Source organism: Microvirga sp. RSM25 (genome assembly GCF_044784385.1).
GTDB classification, from domain to species: Bacteria; Pseudomonadota; Alphaproteobacteria; order Rhizobiales; family Beijerinckiaceae; genus Microvirga; species Microvirga tunisiensis.
The window spans coordinates 238,526-258,052 of record NZ_CP173040.1 but is presented as its reverse complement, the minus strand read 5'-3'; the positions used below and the strand labels follow the sequence as shown (position 1 = coordinate 258,052).

Below are 19,527 nucleotides of genomic sequence, written 5' to 3'. Positions count from 1 at the left end.
GCGTGTCGCTCGGTAGTTCCAGTCCCTCCGCCGGTATGACCCGGATCAGGTTCAAGGGTCACGGCGGATCAGCCGACTCTCAGCCCATCACAGGGCTCCCCTCGGAACGGATTCGATCCTCGTGGACGTGGTCTCGGCTGTCAAGAGCTGAACAGATTGGTTCTTGCAAAAGGACAACCAAGGAATTATCACGGCAGCATCTCCTTGGGGTGCCCGCTCGGGCTGAGAGGTCTTCTCGATCAACCCATCGAACCTGATCCGGATTATGCCGGCGGAGGGATTGCGAGATGGCGAGTACACCAGCGTTCGGATCGGATGCTTTTAGTCTTCGAGAATTGGCCGGGCATCTGCCCAACCGCCTTCGCGGTCAGCGCACGCGCGTCCATGCGATCACCAATGCTGCGCCGCGAACCTTTACGTTTAACTTTTTGCTGGACGCAGGCGGCATTCGCTCACTGATCCCCGCGCTGCTCGCCAATCTCGGCAGGCTCGACAGCAAGCGTCGTGCAGCGGCCCCGAAGGCTATCGCGGCTGCTCGCGCGCACGCCAAGCCCTGGATCCTCGATTCCGACTTTGTCGAAGCCTCCCCGCCCCGCCTGGAATCTGCTCGCTCCGGCCTTACGGGCAGGTCGCATGTCCTGCGCTCCGACGCAGGCGAGCTTTCGGCTCTCGCGGGAGAGGACGCGACACCTGAAACCATGCAGGCCTTCGCGAGGGCTCACGGTACTATCGCGGCCTTGATTGGCGCGGTGGGCTGAATGAGGGATCGCGTCCCTATCATTCGTGTCGAGAACAGTCATCCGCTGATGACCCGAGTGACCGCCACGGGATGCCACGGAACCACCCTCGGCGCAGCACTTAGTTTCCTGCATGGCAGCCACTTGAAGCGCCGGCTACGGCATAGGGCGGATCAGGGTCTGATATCGCGGAATGTTCTGGCATGACCGCCATCGCAGTCACGATCGCCGGCTCGGATTCAGGCGGTGGCGCCGGCATCCAGGCAGACCTCAAGACCTTCTCGGCCCTCGGCGTCTATGGTGCGAGCGTGATCACCGCGCTCACAGCCCAGAACACGACCGGTGTTCAGAGCATTCACGATGTTCCTCCTCAGTTCATCACACAGCAGATTGACAGCGTCTTCGCTGATCTCACCGTCAACGCGGTGAAGGTCGGCATGCTGTCACAACCCGCTGTCGTCGAAGCTGTGGCGGAAGGGCTTGCGCGTTACAGCGCAGCGCGGGTCGTACTCGATCCCGTGATGGTGGCGGCAAGTGGCGATCGCTTGCTCGTGCCGAGGGCTGTTGACGCGCTGCGCCGCGTGTTGCTCCCCATGGCGCTGCTCGTCACGCCAAATCTTCCGGAGGCTGCGGCGCTCCTCGACGAGCCGTTGGCTCAGGACGAGCAGACCATGTGCCGCCAGGCCAAGCGCATCCTGGCACTTGGCCCCAAGGCCGTTCTCGTGAAAGGCGGCCACGGCACGGGACTGGAGAGCACCGACATTCTCATGGATCAGCAGGGCATATGGCGCTTTGCGGCATTTCGCATCGACACGCGCAACACGCATGGCACCGGCTGCACCCTGTCCTCGGCCCTTGCAGCCGGGCTCGCCAAAGGCTTGTCGCTCCCCGACGCGGTTGCAGCCAGTAAGCGCTTCATCACTGCCGCCATTGGTGCTTCCGATCAACTCCATGTCGGGCGCGGGCACGGACCCGTGCATCACTTCCATGCCACTTGGTCCTAAGCACTCACGCCGTGCGGCGCTAGGCGCCGGAGTCTCCGTTCTCGCGACACCCACCTTTACTCGCACGCGAACCCTCCGCCAGGGCGCTTTCACCTCTAAACACCAGGAAGATCTCATTGACTGCGCAAGTCATTCAGGTCTCGTTGGCGAACCTGCGCCTGACAGGGGCTCGTGGCCAGAGCCGATCCGGTTGGGAGACATCCGACGGCGGAGATCTCGAGACCGCATCGGTTTGCGTGCCGACGCATTTGAAGTCGGTGGACCTGCAAACGCGCGATTCTCCTAAGCGTTCACCCCGATCCGCTTCTGCCCGGCGTAAACGACAGCATACAACCATGTGGCAATGAGAATGCATTCGATCACACGCCGCCTCAGAATCGCCATGGCTGTTCAGCCGGAGGGATCAAGACGCCCAGCCTACCCAAGCATCGAAGCCGAGGGTGTTTGAAGTTACGGCTGGCCTTGAGCAGTGCCTTTTGGTCCGCCGATCAACCAATGCTCGACTTCTGGCGCAAACCGCGCCAGAAGGACAACCCTTCGTCACCTGAAGTGAGCCATGACTGCGATCCTGAAAGAACTCGGCACACGCACCTTGATCATGGGTGTCCTGAACGTCACGCCGGACTCGTTTTCGGATGGAGGTCTGTTTAGCGATCAAGCCACTGCGGTCAGCCATGCCTGCGAGATGGAGAAGGCCGGCGCTGACATCATCGACGTTGGCGGAGAGTCCACGCGCCCGGGCCATACGCCCGTGGGCGCCGAGGAGGAGCAGCGGCGGGTTTTGCCGCTGATTCAGGCTCTTGCTCCTATTCTAACGGTGCCGATCTCCATCGACACCTATCGAGCGGCAACGGCCCAGGCTGCCCTCGCGGCGGGAGCGAGGATCGTCAACGACGTCTGGGGGTTTCAGCGCGATCCCGGCATGCCGGCCGTCGTGGCGGAACACGGTGCTTTCGCGATCGTGATGCACAACCGCGCCCAGCTCAATGCTTCGCTCGACATCATGGCCGACCTGATGCGCTTCTTCGAGCATTCTCTGGCTCTGGCCCGCCAAGCCGGCATCCCGGACGCCCACCTGATCCTGGATCCCGGCATTGGCTTCGGCAAGACCGCCGACCAGAACCTGGAGGCTCTCCGCCGCCTGCCGGAGCTGAAGGCACTGGGCTTCCCCGTGCTCGTGGGAGCCTCCCGCAAATCGGTCCTGAGCCGCTTTTACGATCCCCAGGTCCCCCCACGAGACCGGCTCTTTGGCACCTTGGGGGCGCATCTGGCTGCTGTGAGCCGAGGAGCCGACATTGTACGTGTTCACGACGTCAGGGCGCACGTCGAGGCCTGTCGCGTGGCTGACACCGTGCTGAGGACCCTGCCGTGAGCGACACGATCACGCTGTCCCGTCTGGCACTGTATGCCCATCATGGCGTTCACGCCGAAGAGGCCCGCCTGGGGCAGCGCTTCTATGTCAGCCTGACCTGCTCGCTCGACCTGAAGCCGGCCGGGCAGGCTGATGATTATCGGCAGACCGTCTGCTATGCGAGCCTCGCCAAGCTCGTTCATGAGATCGGCACGATGCGTCGCTTCGAGACCATTGAGGGCTTGGCCGAGGTGATCGCCACCCGCGTGCTCGACGGCTTCCCGCTGGTGGCGTCCGTGGCAGTCCGGGTCGAGAAGCCCCAGGCGCCGGTTCCGTTCATCCTCGACGGTGTTGCGGTCGAGATCAGGCGGTCGCGCAATGGCTAGGGTCACGCTCAGCCTCGGCAGCAATCTCGGCGACAAGCGCGGCGCCATTGCCAAGGCCTTGTCCGCTCTCGACGCGGGTGGGGCAAGGATTCTCACCCGCTCCGCCCACTACCGCACGGAGCCGTGGGGGCCGGTTGCTCAGGACTGGTTCGTGAATGCCTGCGCTGTCGCTGAGACCGAGCTTGCGCCGCATGACCTCCTGGCCCTGTGCCTTCAGGTGGAACGGGACTTCGGACGGGTCCGGGACGTCAAGTGGGGTCCACGGGTGATCGACATCGATCTTCTCACCTACGAGGATCTGGAGGTGAACACCCCCAGCCTGGCACTGCCCCATCCCTATCTGGCGGAGCGCGCCTTTGTTCTGGTGCCGCTGGCTGAGATCGCACCTGAGCTGAAGCTGGGTCGGAAAACCATTGCAGACATCCTCGCTGACCTGAACTGCAGGGGCATCACGAAGCTGGCTTAGCTGAATGGAGGGCTGTTGCCGCCACTTCCAGTCTCAGGCCAATCTCATGATCCGTGTCACCTCATCAAGGCGAGGAGCTTGGCGCGAATATGCTCGACTGTCTCCTGTCCGGTGCGGGAGAGCGGCTTGCCGTCGAGTTCCGTCGCGTGCGTCACGAGCACGACAGAGTTGGTCAGGAACACGGCATCGGCTTGAAAGAGGCTGTCCCTCGACAGGCTCACCTCCTGAGGGATCAGTCCAAGTTCGGGGGCCACAACATCGAGCACAAGGGCACGGGTGATTCCAGGCAACACTCCATTGTCGAGGGACGGGGTCAGCAGGCTCTCTCCCTGGAGGACGAAAATGTTTCCCGCACTGGTGCAGGCCAAATGCCCGCCCGTTTCCAAGAGGAGCGCGTCGTCCGCACCCTGATCCAGCGCCTCCTGCAGGGCGAGGACGTTATCCAGATAGGCAAGCGTTTTGTATCGCGATGTGGGAGAATGAGGATTGCGTCGGATTCGCGCCGTTGCCAAGCGCATCTCCGCAGCCGTCGGATTGGGGGACCACGGCCCGGATGCGGTCGCAAAGATGGTGGGCTGTGGAGAGGCAGGAGGGCGCAGGCCGCGTGGCCCCGCCCCACGGGTCAGGGTCAGGCGAATGATGCCGCCATCGGGGAGAGCGGCAGTCAGATCGTCAACCGGCCGTCGCAGAGACGCCCGGTCGACGGGGATGTTCAAGGCAGCCGCTCCGGCAAGAAGACGATCGAGATGGGCGTCGAGCATGAAGGCTCGGCCATTAGCGACAACGAGCGTCTCGAACAAGCCGTCGCCCAGCAGAAGCCCCCGGTCACGCAAGTCGAAACCGGCTCGCGGATCATTCGAGATCGCCCCATCAAACCACAGCACAGCGACCCTCCCCGGCTTGCGCAGCGAGATCGAGGAAGTTGGACAAGAGCGCGTGTCCCTGCTCGGTCAGGATGGACTCCGGATGAAACTGCACGCCAAAGGTGGGGTGGCGTCGATGCTGCAGGGCCATGACTTCGCCGTCTTCAGAGCGCGCGGTCACCGCCAACTCCGTCGAGTTCCGATCCTCCTCGACAATCAGTGAATGATAACGCCCCGCCTGCAATGGATTCGGCATGCCGTTGAAGATGCCCTGACCGTTATGCCGGATGGCAGAGGAGCGCCCATGCATGGGGTGGCGTGCCCGCGTGACCCGCCATCCAAAGATCTGCCCGACGCATTGATGACCAAGGCAAATCCCCAGAATCGGGAGCGACCCCGAGAGATGCCGGACGATCTCGCAGGACACGCCGGCTTCTAACGGGGAGCATGGCCCCGGCGAGAGCACGACGGCTTTCGGCGATAAAGCGCGGATCGTGCCAAGATCGATCGCATCGTTGCGGACCACCTGCACCGTCTCGCCCAGCTCGGAGAAGTACCGTGCGACGTTGAAGACAAAGGAGTCGTAGTTGTCGATGATCAGAATCTTTCCGGTCATTTATGCTTCAAAGGCCGCAAATAGGCGCTGGGCCTTCGCCAAGGTTTCCTGGTACTCGGCCTGCGGGTCCGACAGCGCCGTGATCCCACCGCCCGCGTGAAACACCGCTGATCCGTCTTTCAGCATCACGGTCCGGATCGCGATGTTCATATCAGTTGTCCCGTCGAAGCCAAAGTAGCCGATGGAGCCACAATAGACCTGCCGGGCGCAGCGTTCGATCTGCGTGATGATCTCCATGGCGCGGATCTTTGGCGCACCCGTAATCGACCCGCCCGGGAAGCAGGCTGCTATTACGTCGGTTGCCGTTGCGCCTCGATGGAGTTGGCCCTCGACGGCTGAGACGAGATGGTGAACGGCCGCATAGCTTTCCAAGTCACAGAGCACCGGCGTGCGCACGGTGTGTGGCCTGCACACCCGCGACAGGTCGTTGCGCAGCAGATCGACAATCATCAGGTTTTCGGCCCGATCCTTCTCGGAGCGCAGCAGTGCATCCGCCAGATCTTGGTCACGTTGCTGATCAGAGGAGCGAGAAGCTGTGCCTTTGATCGGGCGTGTTTCGACGCAGCCCCGGTCGACCTTCACAAAGCGCTCGGGGGAACTCGAGGCGATCGTCATCTCGTCGAAGTCGAGAAAGGCGCCAAAGGTTGCAGGATTCACCCGCCGCAGCTGGCGGTAGAAGGCAAGCGCATCGAAGTCATTGGAAATATGAGCGATAAAGCGCTGCGCAATGTTCGCCTGAAAAATGTCTCCGGCCAGGATCGACTCGATCACAGCCTTAGCCGCCTCCCCGTAGCCGCTGGCCGAAAAGTTTGATGTCCATCGGCTCGCGAGCTTGCAGTCACGGAGCGGGCACGGCCCATGGCTGAGAAGCGCCCGAAAGTACTGGGCGCGCGCTATAGCCCGCTTCTGACGTCTGTCTGGATCCTGCTCGGGCCAGCCGGTTGAAACAAGCCACGCGTCGCCGCTCCGGTGATCAAAGCTCACGACAACATCGTAGAATGCGAGCACGGCCTCCGGGCATGGGAAATCGGCCGGCGCCGGTGTGAGCCTCTCGAAGGTATGCCGAAAATCATAGGCCAGATACCCTGCCGCACCCCCTTGGAAGGGCGGCAGGCTGTCAATCCGCGATTGGCAGTGCCGATCTAACAGGCAGCGCAGGGCGGACAGCGGAGATTGTGGTAAGGGGTCGCCGTTCCAAAAGGCTCGCCCACCCCGCACGACAAACCGGCCGAACGGGTCCGCGGCGACGAAGGAGTAGCGCCCGAGCCCAGGATGGCGCAGGGCGCTGTCCAGAAACAGCGCATCGGGCAAGTGCGACAGTGTCTGCACGCAGGTGAAAGCGTCAAGACTGCCAAGATGTTCAAGATGGATCGGGTGTCGCATGCCATCGGCCGTCGATAATCAGATCAAGGTGGGGGTTCTTGGGCTGCTTACCTCATGCAACAAGTGGTGGGGGAAAGCGACTGGGCACGAAACCGAGGCCGATACAGGAATCGGTCACGTTTGCACCGGCATGCGAATCCGCTCATCCCGCTGGCGCAGCCAGGACATCACCGGGATGCTCAAGACCACCATCCAGGCTTTGCCGAGGATCTGCGGCAACAGGAATTCCAGGCTGCCAAATGCCAGGGCCAGGAAGACGATGCTGTCGATCACGAGGCCGACGATGCTGCTTGCCACCACAGCCAGGACCAGCCCCCGCTGCTGCAATGGTGTGTAGACGGCCTGGTCCGCCAGTTCGGACAGCAGGAAGGCCGCGGTCGAGGCGAGCACGAGCGTGGGCGGGGCAAAAACTGCCGAGAGGATGGCCCCGAGACCAATCGCCGCTAAGGCCCAGGACCGCCCCAGGCGCCGCTGAACCAGATCGCGCAGCACCAGTGCCAGACCGACGATGAGGACACCGCTCGGAGCGGCCAAGCCTGGGGCGACGGGGATCAAGCAAGGGCCTGCCGGAACACAAACAGTTCCTAGGTTGCTGACGAGCCAATTGGCGGCTGGGATACAGCCGGTAAAGCCCGCGAAGGCCGCAATACCTTCGATGGTGCGGCGTGCCTCAAGGTTCATGTTTATCCTCTCTCGGGAATTTATTGCGATTGTCGTGCGACTGTCAGTTTCGAGCCTCAGGAGGACTGCTTTTCCTGGTATTTCCGGCAAGCTTCGATCCAGAAGTCTGGGTCTTCGTATGGGGTTGGATCCTCAACTCCAGAGAGGTGGAACGCCTCGCGCCGCTCGACGCACGTACCGCAGCGCCCACAATGACGCTCGCCGCCCTGATAGCAGGACCAGGTTTCCGCAAAGGGCACGCCGCGCCTTGCGCCTTCGTGCACGATGTCGGCTTTGCTCTGCCGCACGAACGGTGTGTAGAGGGCGATATTCGCTACCCCCTCCAAAGCACGGCGCTGCATGGTCTCGAACGCCTCAACGAAGCCCGGGCGGCAATCCGGATAGATGAAGTGGTCGCCGCCATGGACGGCCGCCGCTACGGCCTCGGCCTGCTCGGCGGCAGCGATGCCGAAAGCAATCGCGAGCATGATGGCGTTGCGGTTCGGCACCACGGTGATCCGCATGGTGTCTTCCGTATAGTGACCCTCCGGCACCAATTCGCTGCTGGTCAGCGCCGATCTGGTCAGGAGGCGTCCGACGGCCGATATGTCGATGATGTCATGCGGTACGCCGAGGCGGTCGGCGCAGGCTCGCGCGGAGTCGAGCTCCTTTTTATGACGCTGGCCGTAGTCGAAGGACACGAGACGCGTGAGGGTTCGCTCAGCCGCGACTTCGTGCGCGAGCGTGACGGAATCCAGTCCGCCGGAACAGATGACGAGGGTCTTCACCAGGGCTCCTTGTTTTGACCGGGTAGGCTGCGACCGGATCGACCCACAGGCCGACGATTGTGCGGTAGACGGATGAGGAAACGAGAAGCATCGTTGATGCACTCACCTATCAGCGCCCGAGCATCAAGGACTACATCGGAGCGGGTGTCAACACGGCCGTCGTGTCACGAGAGATGGGTTGCAGCCCACTTCCCAGGATCGATAGAATTATCGTGTTCTCGAAGGAACCTGTACCGACAGCGCAGGCGGCCGAGTCCATGTCAGTCTGCCTAGGAGACAGCTATGGCATAACAGCTGCGGGGCCTCCAAGGTGCTACAGGCTCGGTATCAGAGTCTATCCAAGCTGTGTCTCGACCCAACCGGCAAGCAAGCGTATCCGGCGAGCTGTCACGTGTGGTCTAACCAGTATTCTCTGCAGGTTCATGTCGGCGCGGCGCAGCATGATGAAGGGAGTAAGGTCATCCTACCATACAACAACCGCTCGAACCGCTTGGGAAAGAAGCTAGTCCTGTCGGGGCTCAATCCAACTCCAGGAAGCGAGTTTCCGATATCACTCCCAACCGCGGGGCTGTCTCCTTCGACGGCGCCAACATGAATGCCTGATCGGCTTGGCGCGACCCGGCAGCATTGGTTCCGACGTCTCGCACCTTAACCTGTACAAGGCTGGCGCACGTCTCGCACGTCCCGTTGGGCCTCGAAGTCTAGTATCCCATCTCTGACGACGACAAGCCACGGTGCGGCAGGTGCTCAAACTGACATGTGCCTTCCATGGGCGCATCGCACCCCCAGCGGATACAGGTTGAGATCACCTTCCCGCAGCACAAGGAAGCGCGCGGGCGGGTGCCCTTCAGCGAGGCCAGGTGGACGCGAACGAGCCAGGTCGTGACCAGATCAATGGCGGGGGAAGTAAGGGATAGGCACGCGCTTGCGGGCCGAGCTTGTCGGCCGCTCGATCGACAGCGTCATCTGAGGCGGGTCCTCGCCCGCGTGCAACTGGAAGACGCGCTCATCCAGTTCCTTGTCGGCGGTCGTGAGACGATGGTTCAGGCGCAGGTAGTCCGTCCAGGTCGGTGTCTGGAAGGTTTCTGTCCATTGCAGTGGTTTCTGAAGGTTGCGCTGCAGGGTCCAGCGCCGGGCACCGACGCGGCTGTGCACATGCCGGCGTTCACGCATGAGATCCAGAAATGCTCCAACATGCCTCTCGGGGATCAGATACTCGACCTTGACGACAATGGGACCACTCCGCGGCTTCAGATTGAGGGCGACAGCCGGAGCGTCGAAGGCCTCCAAAGGATCCGGCTCGGACTCCCGGCGCTCGCGCAAGGGAAACAGGGCCCCGGCCGCGGCGACGAGCACCAGAGCCCCCGCGGAGCCCGCCAGCGCCCAGGAGAGGGAATGGTTCTGGGCCACCGTGCCCCACAGCCAGCTGCCGGCCGCAATCCCGCCATCGACCAACGCGTAGTAGATCGAGATGGTGCGCCCCACGACCCAGCGCGGGCTCGCCAGCTGCACGCTCACGCCCAGCCCGGACCAGGCGCTGACCCACCCCGCGCCGCCCACGGCAAGGGCAACGGTCGCCACGGCCACCGACGAGGTCAGCGCCAGGGCGAGGGAGCACGCCGCGCAGGCGATGCAGGCGAGCGTCATCAGCCGTTCTTGCGACAGGATGCGCCTGAGCACGCCATTGCAGACGCCGCCGACAACAGCGCCGATCCCGAAGCCGGCCATGAGGGCGCCATAGGCGAGCGGTCCTCCTTTGAGTTGATCGCGGACCACCAGGGGCAGCAGCGCCAGGATGGCGATGCTGGCCAGACCAAAGAGGGTGCCGCGGGCGATCGCCGCCTTGATTTCCGAGGACATCGCCGTAAAGCGCAGCCCGTCATAGATCGCCGTTCGCATCGACTCCCGCGGGAGCGGCGAGGAGCGCACCTTCCACTTGCAGCGCCAGAGGGTGGCCAGGGGGACCAGGTAGCCCAGTGTGGTAACAGTGAAAGCCGTCAGAAGGCCGAACGAGGCCACCACGAGGCCGCCGAGCGCCGGGCCCACGGTCCGGACCGTGTTGAAGCCGACGGAGAGCAGGGTCACGGCCGCGGGAACCTCGCGTCGCTCGACGATATCACCGACCGAGGCTTGCCAGGCGGGGTCGTTGAGAGCGGTGCCGCATCCGACCAGGAAGGTGAAGCCGAGGATCATCCACGGGTCGACCAAGCCCAGCGCCACACACAGGGTCAGCATCGCCGAGGCGATCACCATCAGGCCCCGGCCGACGACCATAACCCTGCGACGGCTGTAGTTATCAGCGATGGCCCCGGCAAAGACCGATAAAATGAATGCGGGCAGGTACGAGGACGCCTGCACCAGCGCCACCATCAGATCGGACGTCGAGATCGTCGCCATCAGCCAGCTGATGGCCACCGTCTGCATCAACCAGCCGAGACTGGAGACCTGCGTGGCGAGCCAGATGGCGCGAAAGGTCGGGTTCGTGAGCGGCGCGAACGTCGCCGGCGCCACCGGCTTCGCATCGTCCCCCCCACACTGCTCATTGTACTGGCCGTTCTTGTCGTGGGTTTCATCTGTTCCCGCTTGGTCCAAAGGTTCGTTTCCGATCAGTTTTGCCGCCACGTGAGGGGTCCTGCATCTCTTGTGAGGGAGGTCAAGAGTGTCTCCCCAGCAAGAACCTGACCTTGTTCACGGGACGCGCACTTCCTCCCGCCCGAGGGCGCAAACGCGGTGGCATGCGAAGCGGGGCTCTCTAGCCTTGCCATCCCTCCACCATCAACGAAAAGGTCATCCGCGGGAGCCGAGATCAGGATCTGCATGAGTATTGTATGTTCCTTAGAGACAGACGTTTGCTGGGCCTACAAGGAGAGGTGCAGTTGCTTGACTCAACGGCTGGTGCGGGTACCCAGCTCGCGTAGTAAGGATCCCTGCGGTGATATCCTCATGAAAATACCGCTCGTCAGATGAACGCACTCTGAGGAAGCATCCATGGCGTATTTCGACGTCCCTCTGCGGGTCTTTATCGTGTGAGCTTAGTCGATGCTTGTCGCTGATTTCAATCAAATGGATCAGCTATCTGAGCACTTTTCTGCAAAATGGCGGTGAATCCAGATGGAACTCGGCGCCAACATGAGAAGATTGCACCAGTTGACATGGTGCAATGAGGACGATGTTGGTTGCTTCGTTAAGACCGATTCGCCTCATGTTGCTTGTTCGCGATGTCAGCTGGTGCGAAACGTTCGACAGTAGTCGCGCTGCGCGGCCATTTCGCTTTGTCGCATGTTGGTAGGAGGCGGCAACTTGTTGCGCCAAGGGGTGACGCGACTGCTCCAATGCTATTGAGGGAAGAGCATAAGGAAACGTGGGACAGCAATGCCGCCCGCAGTCTTAGCTCTCACCGCGCTGCCTGTGAACAGGATTGCTCCGCCGGCTGTTGCGGCAATGATCTCGCCAAGGACATGGCTGGCGATGTCGTCCCGGATGGTGTTGGAGATGACATGATGGACCTGGTGAACAACCGCGGCCGCCAGGCCTGCCAAGCTGCCGTGGACGGCGCTGCTCCTGCGGCTCCATTTGGGCTTTGGTCAAGCCCCCTGATCACCCTGCCGGTCCTCCTGATGCCGAGTGCCTTCCCGAGGGGAGTTGGAGGACTGAGAGGCAGCGCGGTTGACGTGCGCCTTGAGAACCGGTGAGGCCCTGAAGGTGATGGCGCGGCGGGGCGCGATGGGCACTTCCACGTTGGTCTTGGGATTGCGGCCGACGCGCTTGCCTTTGGTGCGCACGGTGAAGACCCCGAACGAGGAGAGCTTCACGGGTTCGCCCGTCTCCAGCGTGGTGCAAATCGCCTCAAGAACCTGGCCCACCAGGTCTGCGGCGAAGTCCTTTGTGACAGCCCCCTGCTGGTAGACAGCCTCAGCCAGATCAACGCGGGTGACGCTCGTGCGGGCCATGAGCACACTCCAGAGGAAGGGAGAAAAGGGGCTGCTGGTGCCAGCAGCCCGAGGTGGGGAGGAACGCGTGTCCTCAGAGGAGCGAGGCCGCAGGGTAGAGGCGGCTCGCGCAAGGGCCTTAGCAAAGCGGGGCTTCGATTGAAATCCCGTGTTGTGGATGTAAACGATTACGCAACGAACATTCTGCGCGCGGGGCTGCGCTGTGGCTTTCGAGCGACAGCGTGGACATCCACGAACGGGTCTCCTCACTCGCCACGCCGCGCCGGCTCGTCTGGCGCTTCGACGTTTGCCCCCTGCGCCCATGACCCTGGAGCGGCGTGCCTGATGGGAGGGCTGGGCCTGGATCCGCGCAGCCTCACGGCCTTGTGTGTCGCAGAATGTTGCAAGGGCGTTCGGCCAGGGTGCTGATGGGTTCTTGACGGCGGCGTGTTGCATGATCAAGAGAACACCGTCGTCCTGCCTCAGGACAACCGCTCCACGGGCTTGAGCCCGCGGGGCATCCTGCAGGCGCTCAATCCGGCTCCACCGATCGAGAGCGCCGCTGACGCAGCGGGGAGTGCAGATCCATGCAACATCTTCACCAGCTCTATATCGGCGGACAGTGGACCTCGCCTGAGAACCTGCGCCTCGTTGATCTCATCAATCCAGCCACTGAGGCCGTCTTCGCCACCTTTGCACCCGGCGGTGCGGGTGATGTGAATCGCGCTGTTGCCGCAGCCCGGCAAGCCTTCGGGGCGTACGCCCGAACGACACGACAGGAGCGCCTTGATCTCCTGCGCGCCATCGCCGAGCGCTACCAGCGGCGTACCGGCGACCTCATTGAGGCGGTCCTGCTGGAGATGGGAGCCCCACTCACCCTCGCCCGCGCGCGGCAGGTGCCGGCCGGACTCATTCATCTGCAGCAGAGCATCAAGGCGCTGGAGACCTACTCATTCGACACCCTGGTCGGCTCGACCCTGATCACGCGGGAACCTGTCGGCGTCTGCGGGCTGATCACCCCCTGGAACTGGCCCTTGCTGCAGATTGCCTGCAAGGTCTGCCCTGCCCTTGCGGCCGGCTGCACGATGATCCTGAAGCCGAGTGAAGCCGCACCCGTCTCGGCCTCGATCTTTGCCGAGATCCTGCATGAGGCCGGCGTGCCGCCGGGCGTGTTCAACCTCGTCCAGGGCGATGGCCCCACCGTCGGTCAGGCGCTTGCATCCCATCCCGGTGTCGACATGGTGTCCTTTACAGGCTCAACCCATACCGGGATTGTTGTGGCGAAAGCGGCAGCCGCCACCCTCAAGCGGGTTCATCAGGAGTTAGGGGGCAAGTCGCCCAATATCCTTCTCGATGATGCAAGTTTTGCAGCGGCTGTGAGACATGGGGTCTATGCCTGCTTTGCCAACAGCGGGCAATCCTGCAATGCGCCAACCCGCTTGCTCGTCCCGGCCGGTCGGCAGCACGAGGCTGCTGGGATCGCCAAGAGGCTTGCCGAGGAACTTGTGGTGGGAGAACCGCGCTCGCCATCAACCATTCTTGGCCCGGTCGCGAACAAAGCGCAGTTCATGCGGGTTCAAAGCCTGATTGCGTCCGGTATGCAGGAAGGGGCAACGCTCATTGCCGGGGGACTAGGCCGGCCGGCCCACCTGGACCGCGGCTATTATGTGCGCCCGACGGTCTTCATGGATGTGCGCAATCAGATGACGATTGCACGGGAGGAGATCTTTGGACCGGTGCTCTCCATCCTGCCGTACGAAAGCGAGGACGAGGCCATCCACATGGCCAATGATACCCACTTTGGTCTCTCGAGCTATGTAACCTCAGCCGACCTCGAGCGCGCCCGGCAGATCGCCCGGCGCCTTCGCGCCGGCATGGTACATCTGAACGGGGTACCCAGTGATCCTGCGGCACCTTTCGGCGGCTACAAGCAGTCCGGCAATGGGCGCGAGCGTGGAGTGTTCGGGCTTGAAGAGTTCCTCGAGGTCAAGTCGATCTTCGGATACAATCAAATCTGACCTCTTCTCTCCACAGGAAGATACCCTGGACTTGCGGATCGCAGATGTGGGTTTGAAAAGTGCGGGACAGCGGCCGAGATAAACTCCAGTTGCTTCGATCGCGATCAAGGGGTTGTTTGATCATGCGGCCCAAGGGCAATCACGCGAAATCGTCACCCGTCCAGACCAAGCCATCGTGCACTCGGTCCCGCCTCCCCTTTGAGCCTCCGACAGTTGGTGAGGCGATCGTTGGGGCGGCGGATCGACGGGCTCCTGCGTCCTCTTTCTCTCACGGCTGAAGAAAACATGATGGGTCAGATGAACAGGTACAGCATTACCAAGAGGGCGAAGATGTGCGTATTGGTCCTTCCAATGGTTTGAAAGTTACTGTGGGGCAAAGCTGATGCCCCTAGCACGATCCTGGCGTCCAGCGATGCCGGGCAGCGCTGGAGTGGAATGTGGGATTGCCGACCACCATGAGCGGCCTACATTCACAGTGTGCGACATTCCCTTGGCACACCAGCGCCCTGGGCGATGCTTAGAGACAGCGCCTCGGCCGGGGTGCTTCATATCAGGGCCCTCCTGCCGGGCGGTCTACCAGGCTGCGCGCCTCGTCTGAGCCGCTTGTGCCCTTCGGCAAATCAGCTCACTCTCACCTCGGTTGCCTTACACAGACAGCTGTCGACGAGCTCCGGGTTGAGCACGGATGCACTGCCCTCCCGGGCTCCTCGTCGGACCGCAGCGCTGGCCTGTTCCCTTCGCCAGGCGTTCCCCCCATTGAACCTCGCGATCACAGCCTTCGCTGCCGTGAGCCCCAGTTCAAGAGAGGCGGATCCCGGCCGCGACAAGCCTCGCTTCCCTGGCTCTGATGCGTTCACGGTGAGCCGTGTAGAGGCCGCTTGCCGCTATGACAGCCCCGCCGACCAGGGTCATGGCTCCCGGCACGGTGCCGAACACGCCAAAGCCGAGCAGCCCGGCGAACAGGAGCTGGACGTAGGAGAATGGCGCGATGGTGGACGCTGCGGCCTTGCGGTAGGCCAGGATGATGAGCCAGTGCCCCATGGTCGAGAAGCCGCCCATCAGCACGGCCAGGCCGATCTCCCCGGCCGTGGGGGTGCGCCAGTGGAACGGCACGAAGGCTGTGAGGGCGATCAGCCCCACCACAGCCGACCACGCCAGGGTCGTCTCGGGCCGCTCAGAGCTCATCAGGCGGGTGACGATGGCGGCCACGGCCCAGGAGAGCGCCGCGCCGATCGGCAGCAGGGCGGCAATCTGGAAGGCCGAGCCGCCGGGCTGGACGACGAGCATCACGCCCAGAAAGCCCACCGCCGCCGCGGCCCAGCGTCGGATGCCCACCTTCTCGCCGAGGAGCGGGATCGAAAGCGCGGTGATGAAGATTGGCGAGATGAAGTTGATCGCCGTTGCCTCAGCCACCTGAAGGTGCCCCAGCCCCAGGATGAAGAGCATGGACGAGCCCGCCACCGCCAGCGCCCGGATGATCTGGGGGCGCAGGCGCGGCGTGTGCATCGCCCTTGTGCCGCGTGCAATGAGGACGGTCGGCACGACAACCAGGCAGAAGACGACGTAGCGCAGCCAGGTGACTTCGATGGCAGGCAGCGTATCCGTCAGGACCTTCGCGGCAACATCGCCCATGGCGAAGAAGACCGTCGAAAGAAGGGCCAAGCCGATGGCGGCGAAGGTCGCGTCCCTGGCAGGAGCGCCGCTCCTTGCGCCTGGTCTCGCGGGACCAGCTTCGGCGATCGAGGAACAATCCGCGACAGCGGAGACGGAAGGAGGAGGGCTCATGGGTGCTTGGAAGATCTTGGCGAGAGGATGGGCTTCACGCGCTCTGGTGACCCAGCAGGAGTAGCCGACACTGCTGAAAGTTGCGTGAACTGAACGCGTGTCCTTGCGCGGGGCACCCCCGCGCCTGACGCATGGATGTCGCGCAAGATACAAGTCACTTACACCCTGCTCGATGACGCGCCGGGTCTCAGGTGCGGCGAACCTCCAGGCCTTTTGCGGAGGCGCACTTCACCGCAGGACTATCAAGTCAGATGCCGAGTTCATCCAGAGTCGAAAGCGGTGCTCGGTTCCTTGGGAGAGAACAGGTCTCTTGCTCTACGGCACGTCATCGAGCAGTTCTGCTCTCCACGTGTACGGCTGTCGTACCCGCTTCCAACGACGTTCTCCATCACCTCACCATTCAGAAGGCCAAAGATCCTGGGCGCAAGCTGGATTAGGTCGTAGGTGATGCTGGGTCTTTCGCGGAGGCAAGTTGCGCCTCGACTTATTCGTAAGCCTTAGTGAGGGTGGCCTCACGATCCGGCGCCATGATCAGGATCGGGCACTGATGTGGCAAGGCCACAAAGGCCGTCCAGTCCAAGCCACACGGGCTGAGGCGAATCTGGTAACCCTTGTGCTCCACGAAGTCAGCTTCCGGATGAGAGTGAGGATCAACCATGACTGCGATGGCGGATGTGAGTTCCCGCGAGGGACGCACCGGGCCGATGTCCCGCCCTTCTGCTTGTATGGGTTAACCTGTGGTGGGCCCGCCCGGACTCGAACCGGGAACCAGACCGTTATGAGCGGCCGGCTCTAACCATTGAGCTACAGGCCCTCGCACAAGAATCCAGGCTAGATCTTCAGTACGTCGGTTATACCAAGAGGAACACAGAAGGCCAAGAGCGTAATTGGCTCCTGACCAATATGGCCAGCTATCTCTCGCCGCAAAAACTGAGAGTGCTTTGAGGCAATGCCACCAGCTGAATTGCCAATTGCTGTCTCACAGATCTTCATTCGCGCGGTTCCAACGGATCTACACTGGTCCGGTGCATCACATCAACGCGCTAAGGTATCTCGCATCATTGGCGGATGGTCTCTTGGTCGTTGGCCCAAGCTATGTCGCGCAGCCCTGAGTTTGAGGGCTAAAGTTAAGGTGCTTTCTGTCGAGGGTCTAGCCAAGGCGCGTCAAAGATCTGCATGGCAAAAAATCGGGATAGGGGGAACCTCGCGGTTCCTCCTCCCACACCACCGTACATACGGGTCCGTATACGGCGGTTCGTCGGATTACTCGACCGGCTTGACGTAGACAGAGGCGAGGCCGAGGCGTTTGAAGAAGGCATTCGGGAAAGCCGTAGCCAGTGCTGGGCTGATACTGATCCGCCAAGGGCCGTGAGGGCTCCCGGCGGTTTGCGCCGCCAGATCCTTTCCGATACCAAGACGGCGCAGTTCCGCGAAGCGGTGACGCCCATACTTCCACTGCTTCCAGACGATGGCACGGAGCCGTCGCCTGACCCATTTGTCCAGCCCACGCAAGATCCCTGGTGTCTCGCAGAAGCCGAAGTACCCGCGCCACCCAATCAGGTAGCGTGATAGCGCCAGAGCAATCTGCGCGAGGCTGCGCCCACCTGTCCGTGGCGTGAGTTCTCGGACTCGCTTCTTGAATCGGGCGAGCGCCTGCGGCGCGATGCTCCGCCTGAGCCGGCCCTGGTTCATGAAGCTAAAACCGAGGAACTTCCGTTCGGTCGGAGAGGCCACAGCGCTCTTGGCCGTGTTCACCCTCAGCTTGAGACGCCGTTCGAGGAACCGGGTGACGCTGGCCATGACCCGTTCGCCTGCGCGAGGACTGCGAACATAAATGTTGCAATCATCGGCGTATCTTGCGAATCGGTGGCCGCGCCGTTCCAGTTCCTTGTCGAGCACATCGAGCATGAGGTTTGACAACAGCGGCGAGAGCGGCCCCCTTGCGGGACTCCCTCATCCATCGGATCGACCATCCCACCCACGAGCACACCGGCCGTCAGATAACGGCGGATGAGCCGGAGCAGGTGTCGGTCCTGCACCCGTTTGGCCACCAGACCCATCAGGATGTCGTGGTTCACTCGATCGAAGAATTTCTCCAAATCGAGATCGACGACGGTGTGGCAACCGTCAGCGATGAACTGCTGAGCGGCGGCCACCGCCTGATGCGCCGAGCGTCCGGGCCGGAACCCATAGCTCGACGGCGAGAAGGTCGGGTCCCAATCCTCTTGCAGCACCTGCATCACTGCCTGCTGGAGGAAGCGGTCGAGCACCGACGGAATGCCGAGGCCGCGAGTGCCTCCCGATGCCTTCGGAATGTCGACGCGCCGCACCGGCTGCGGCTGGTAGGTGCCGTTGAGAAGTTGAGCCCTGATCTCGGGCCAGTGGTCTTTCAGGTGGGCGGCCAGATCGTCGACGGTCATGCCGTCAACGCCGGGCGCGCCTTTGTTGCGTCTGACCTGGGCCAGCGCCTTCTTCAGATTGTCGCGGGCGACAATCCTCTCCATCATTGATCCCACCGGGATCGCTGGGCTTTCGGGGGCAGGTGCCGCCGACAGGACTTCGGCTCCTCCGGCGAGTGGGCTCGGGGTTTCACCCTCTGCCCCACCACCGAAAGCCAACTCAAGTTGGTGTTTCTGCCGCTTGGTCCGTCGAGACACCCGTTCTACTCGCCCTCTCTGACGTTCGGGCCTTCGATCTTGCGACCTACTATGCCGTCTGCTGACTTCTCCGCCACGATCACGGGCCTTGCAGCCCGCTCAGTCCGGAAGACCGGACATGGTGGAGATCTCCCGAGGTAAGTTCGACCGCCTTCCCCGCACACCTGCCGGATTTACCGCCCCGGTCTTTGATGACTCTGGACTTCGCAGTCATCTGCCTGCTCGTCCGGCCGCGGCGGCCTCATATCCGGTTCTTGTCCATCAGGTCGCGGTTTTGCTCCACGCTTCCTTCAGACCCCACCTCACGATGACGCCCTTGCGCTTTGCTAACCCTTCGCCATCATCAGGCTGGGTAGAGGACTTACACCTCCGAGCTGTCGAACATGCTCGGCACACAGAAAAAAGCCGGGCCAAAGGCCCGGCGAAGTTAAGGTATGACGAAAAGTCAAAACCTTCCAGAGGGAACGGCCGATACAGCATCACCGGGAGGAAGAAAGCGATGCCGCGTTGAAATCAGCCACCGCTCATATCGACCACATCCTGCCTCTTCGCAATGCAGCATGCCTCATGAAAGGGCTGCGCCGAATGCATGATGCTGATGCTGCAGCCAATGCGGAGAAGAATATTCTTCGCTGACTTCAAGCCCAACCCAAGCAACGGCTTGGGATATGATGTGCATTCCCATCGGGTACACAGCAACACCGCACGTGGGGTGTGCCTGCCCACTGCACTCGACCGCGTCCAACGATACGGGAGGTATGTCGGCTATAGGCATGCTGCAGCACAAAGCAGTGCCACGACAGAAGTCTATCTCACGAGAGCGGCCGTTTGCTACGACCTTTTAAGATGAGCCGTTGCTAAGCTCGTTGGCGCACTGATGCATA

At 62.3% G+C, this 19,527-nt stretch carries 14 protein-coding genes, 1 tRNA gene, 1 pseudogene and 2 riboswitches; of the genes and pseudogenes, 6 read left to right on the top strand and 10 right to left on the bottom strand.

The genetic code is table 11. The features are described 5' to 3' along the window. Positions 1-4: 4 nt before the first annotated feature. Positions 5-112, bottom strand: a riboswitch (TPP riboswitch). 83 nt (positions 113-195) lie between these two features. Next, a riboswitch (TPP riboswitch) is annotated at positions 196-297 on the top strand. From ACD578_RS27160 to folK, 5 genes are all read left to right on the top strand, one after another. Beyond that, complete coding sequence (locus ACD578_RS27160; protein ID WP_404295016.1) at positions 288-758, top strand: hydroxyethylthiazole kinase; 471 nt, start codon at positions 288-290, stop codon at positions 756-758. (Overlaps the previous riboswitch by 10 nt.) Before the next feature lie 182 nt (positions 759-940). Continuing rightward, on the top strand, positions 941-1,741 hold the full coding sequence (gene thiD / locus ACD578_RS27155) for a bifunctional hydroxymethylpyrimidine kinase/phosphomethylpyrimidine kinase (RefSeq protein ID WP_404295014.1): 801 nt from the start codon (positions 941-943) through the stop codon (positions 1,739-1,741). 556 nt (positions 1,742-2,297) lie between these two features. Next, entirely contained in the window at positions 2,298-3,113 is an 816-nt protein-coding gene (gene folP / locus ACD578_RS27150; RefSeq protein WP_404295011.1) for a dihydropteroate synthase, read from the top strand. Beyond that, on the top strand, positions 3,110-3,478 hold the full coding sequence (gene folB, locus ACD578_RS27145; RefSeq protein WP_404295008.1) for a dihydroneopterin aldolase: 369 nt from the start codon (positions 3,110-3,112) through the stop codon (positions 3,476-3,478). The genes folP and folB overlap by 4 nt, the downstream gene beginning before the upstream one ends. Continuing rightward, entirely contained in the window at positions 3,471-3,944 is a 474-nt protein-coding gene (folK, locus tag ACD578_RS27140; RefSeq protein ID WP_404295005.1) for a 2-amino-4-hydroxy-6-hydroxymethyldihydropteridine diphosphokinase, read from the top strand. Before folB ends, folK begins: the two co-directional genes overlap by 8 nt. A gap of 56 nt (positions 3,945-4,000) precedes the next feature. Here folK and ACD578_RS27135 read toward each other — a convergent pair whose 3' ends face one another. The 7 genes from ACD578_RS27135 to ACD578_RS27105 all read right to left on the bottom strand — a co-directional run bounded on the left by ACD578_RS27135 (position 4,001) and on the right by ACD578_RS27105 (position 12,204). Beyond that, positions 4,001-4,828 (bottom strand): aminotransferase class IV, encoded by an 828-nt coding sequence (locus ACD578_RS27135; RefSeq protein ID WP_404295003.1) that lies wholly within the window; start codon positions 4,826-4,828, stop codon positions 4,001-4,003. Then, the gene (locus tag ACD578_RS27130) at positions 4,815-5,423 is read right to left on the bottom strand and encodes an anthranilate synthase component II (RefSeq protein WP_404295000.1); all 609 of its coding nucleotides are present in this window, start codon (positions 5,421-5,423) and stop codon (positions 4,815-4,817) included. The genes ACD578_RS27135 and ACD578_RS27130 overlap by 14 nt, the downstream gene beginning before the upstream one ends. Continuing rightward, complete coding sequence (pabB, locus tag ACD578_RS27125) at positions 5,424-6,806, bottom strand: aminodeoxychorismate synthase component I (protein WP_404294997.1); 1,383 nt, start codon at positions 6,804-6,806, stop codon at positions 5,424-5,426. It abuts the gene before it with no gap. Positions 6,807-6,920: 114 nt separating this feature from the next. Then, a complete protein-coding gene (locus ACD578_RS27120) occupies positions 6,921-7,487 on the bottom strand; it encodes a VUT family protein (RefSeq protein WP_404294995.1) in 567 nt (188 codons plus the stop codon). 56 nt (positions 7,488-7,543) lie between these two features. After that, positions 7,544-8,254 carry a 7-cyano-7-deazaguanine synthase QueC gene (gene queC, locus ACD578_RS27115; protein WP_404294992.1) on the bottom strand — a complete coding sequence of 237 codons (711 nt, stop codon included), beginning with the start codon at positions 8,252-8,254 and terminating at the stop codon, positions 7,544-7,546. An 891-nt stretch (positions 8,255-9,145) separates the two neighbouring features. Beyond that, positions 9,146-10,765 (bottom strand): MFS transporter, encoded by a 1,620-nt coding sequence (locus ACD578_RS27110; protein WP_404295632.1) that lies wholly within the window; start codon positions 10,763-10,765, stop codon positions 9,146-9,148. Positions 10,766-11,838: 1,073 nt separating this feature from the next. Beyond that, the gene (locus ACD578_RS27105; RefSeq protein WP_404294990.1) at positions 11,839-12,204 is read right to left on the bottom strand and encodes an integration host factor subunit alpha; all 366 of its coding nucleotides are present in this window, start codon (positions 12,202-12,204) and stop codon (positions 11,839-11,841) included. A 566-nt stretch (positions 12,205-12,770) separates the two neighbouring features. On the opposite strand from ACD578_RS27105, the gene ACD578_RS27100 reads away from it, so the two are divergent. Then, positions 12,771-14,201, top strand: a complete 1,431-nt coding sequence (locus tag ACD578_RS27100; protein WP_404294988.1) for an aldehyde dehydrogenase family protein — start codon at positions 12,771-12,773, stop codon at positions 14,199-14,201. A 798-nt stretch (positions 14,202-14,999) separates the two neighbouring features. Here the strand turns inward: ACD578_RS27100 and ACD578_RS27095 are convergent. From ACD578_RS27095 to ltrA, 3 genes and pseudogenes are all read right to left on the bottom strand, one after another. Further along, positions 15,000-15,986, bottom strand: coding sequence for a DMT family transporter (locus ACD578_RS27095; RefSeq protein WP_404294986.1), 987 nt, complete (start codon positions 15,984-15,986; stop codon positions 15,000-15,002). Between the two features lie 738 nt (positions 15,987-16,724). Then, positions 16,725-16,800, bottom strand: a tRNA-Ile gene (locus ACD578_RS27090). A gap of 449 nt (positions 16,801-17,249) precedes the next feature. Further along, positions 17,250-18,490: pseudogene (ltrA, locus tag ACD578_RS27085) on the bottom strand (group II intron reverse transcriptase/maturase). Positions 18,491-19,527: the final 1,037 nt, after the last annotated feature.

What these genes read in the sequence shown, in the direction of transcription:
- ACD578_RS27160 (WP_404295016.1), top strand. Translation starts at nt 288, where the DNA reads ATGGCGAGTACACCAGCGTTCGGATCGGATGCTTTTAGTCTTCGAGAA.
- thiD (WP_404295014.1), top strand. Translation starts at nt 941, where the DNA reads ATGACCGCCATCGCAGTCACGATCGCCGGCTCGGATTCAGGCGGTGGC.
- folP (WP_404295011.1), top strand. Translation starts at nt 2,298, where the DNA reads ATGACTGCGATCCTGAAAGAACTCGGCACACGCACCTTGATCATGGGT.
- folK (WP_404295005.1), top strand. Translation starts at nt 3,471, where the DNA reads ATGGCTAGGGTCACGCTCAGCCTCGGCAGCAATCTCGGCGACAAGCGC.
- ACD578_RS27130 (WP_404295000.1), bottom strand. Translation starts at nt 5,423, where the DNA reads ATGACCGGAAAGATTCTGATCATCGACAACTACGACTCCTTTGTCTTC.
- pabB (WP_404294997.1), bottom strand. Translation starts at nt 6,806, where the DNA reads ATGCGACACCCGATCCATCTTGAACATCTTGGCAGTCTTGACGCTTTC.
- ACD578_RS27120 (WP_404294995.1), bottom strand. Translation starts at nt 7,487, where the DNA reads ATGAACCTTGAGGCACGCCGCACCATCGAAGGTATTGCGGCCTTCGCG.
- ACD578_RS27105 (WP_404294990.1), bottom strand. Translation starts at nt 12,204, where the DNA reads ATGGCCCGCACGAGCGTCACCCGCGTTGATCTGGCTGAGGCTGTCTAC.
- ACD578_RS27100 (WP_404294988.1), top strand. Translation starts at nt 12,771, where the DNA reads ATGCAACATCTTCACCAGCTCTATATCGGCGGACAGTGGACCTCGCCT.
- ACD578_RS27095 (WP_404294986.1), bottom strand. Translation starts at nt 15,986, where the DNA reads ATGAGCCCTCCTCCTTCCGTCTCCGCTGTCGCGGATTGTTCCTCGATC.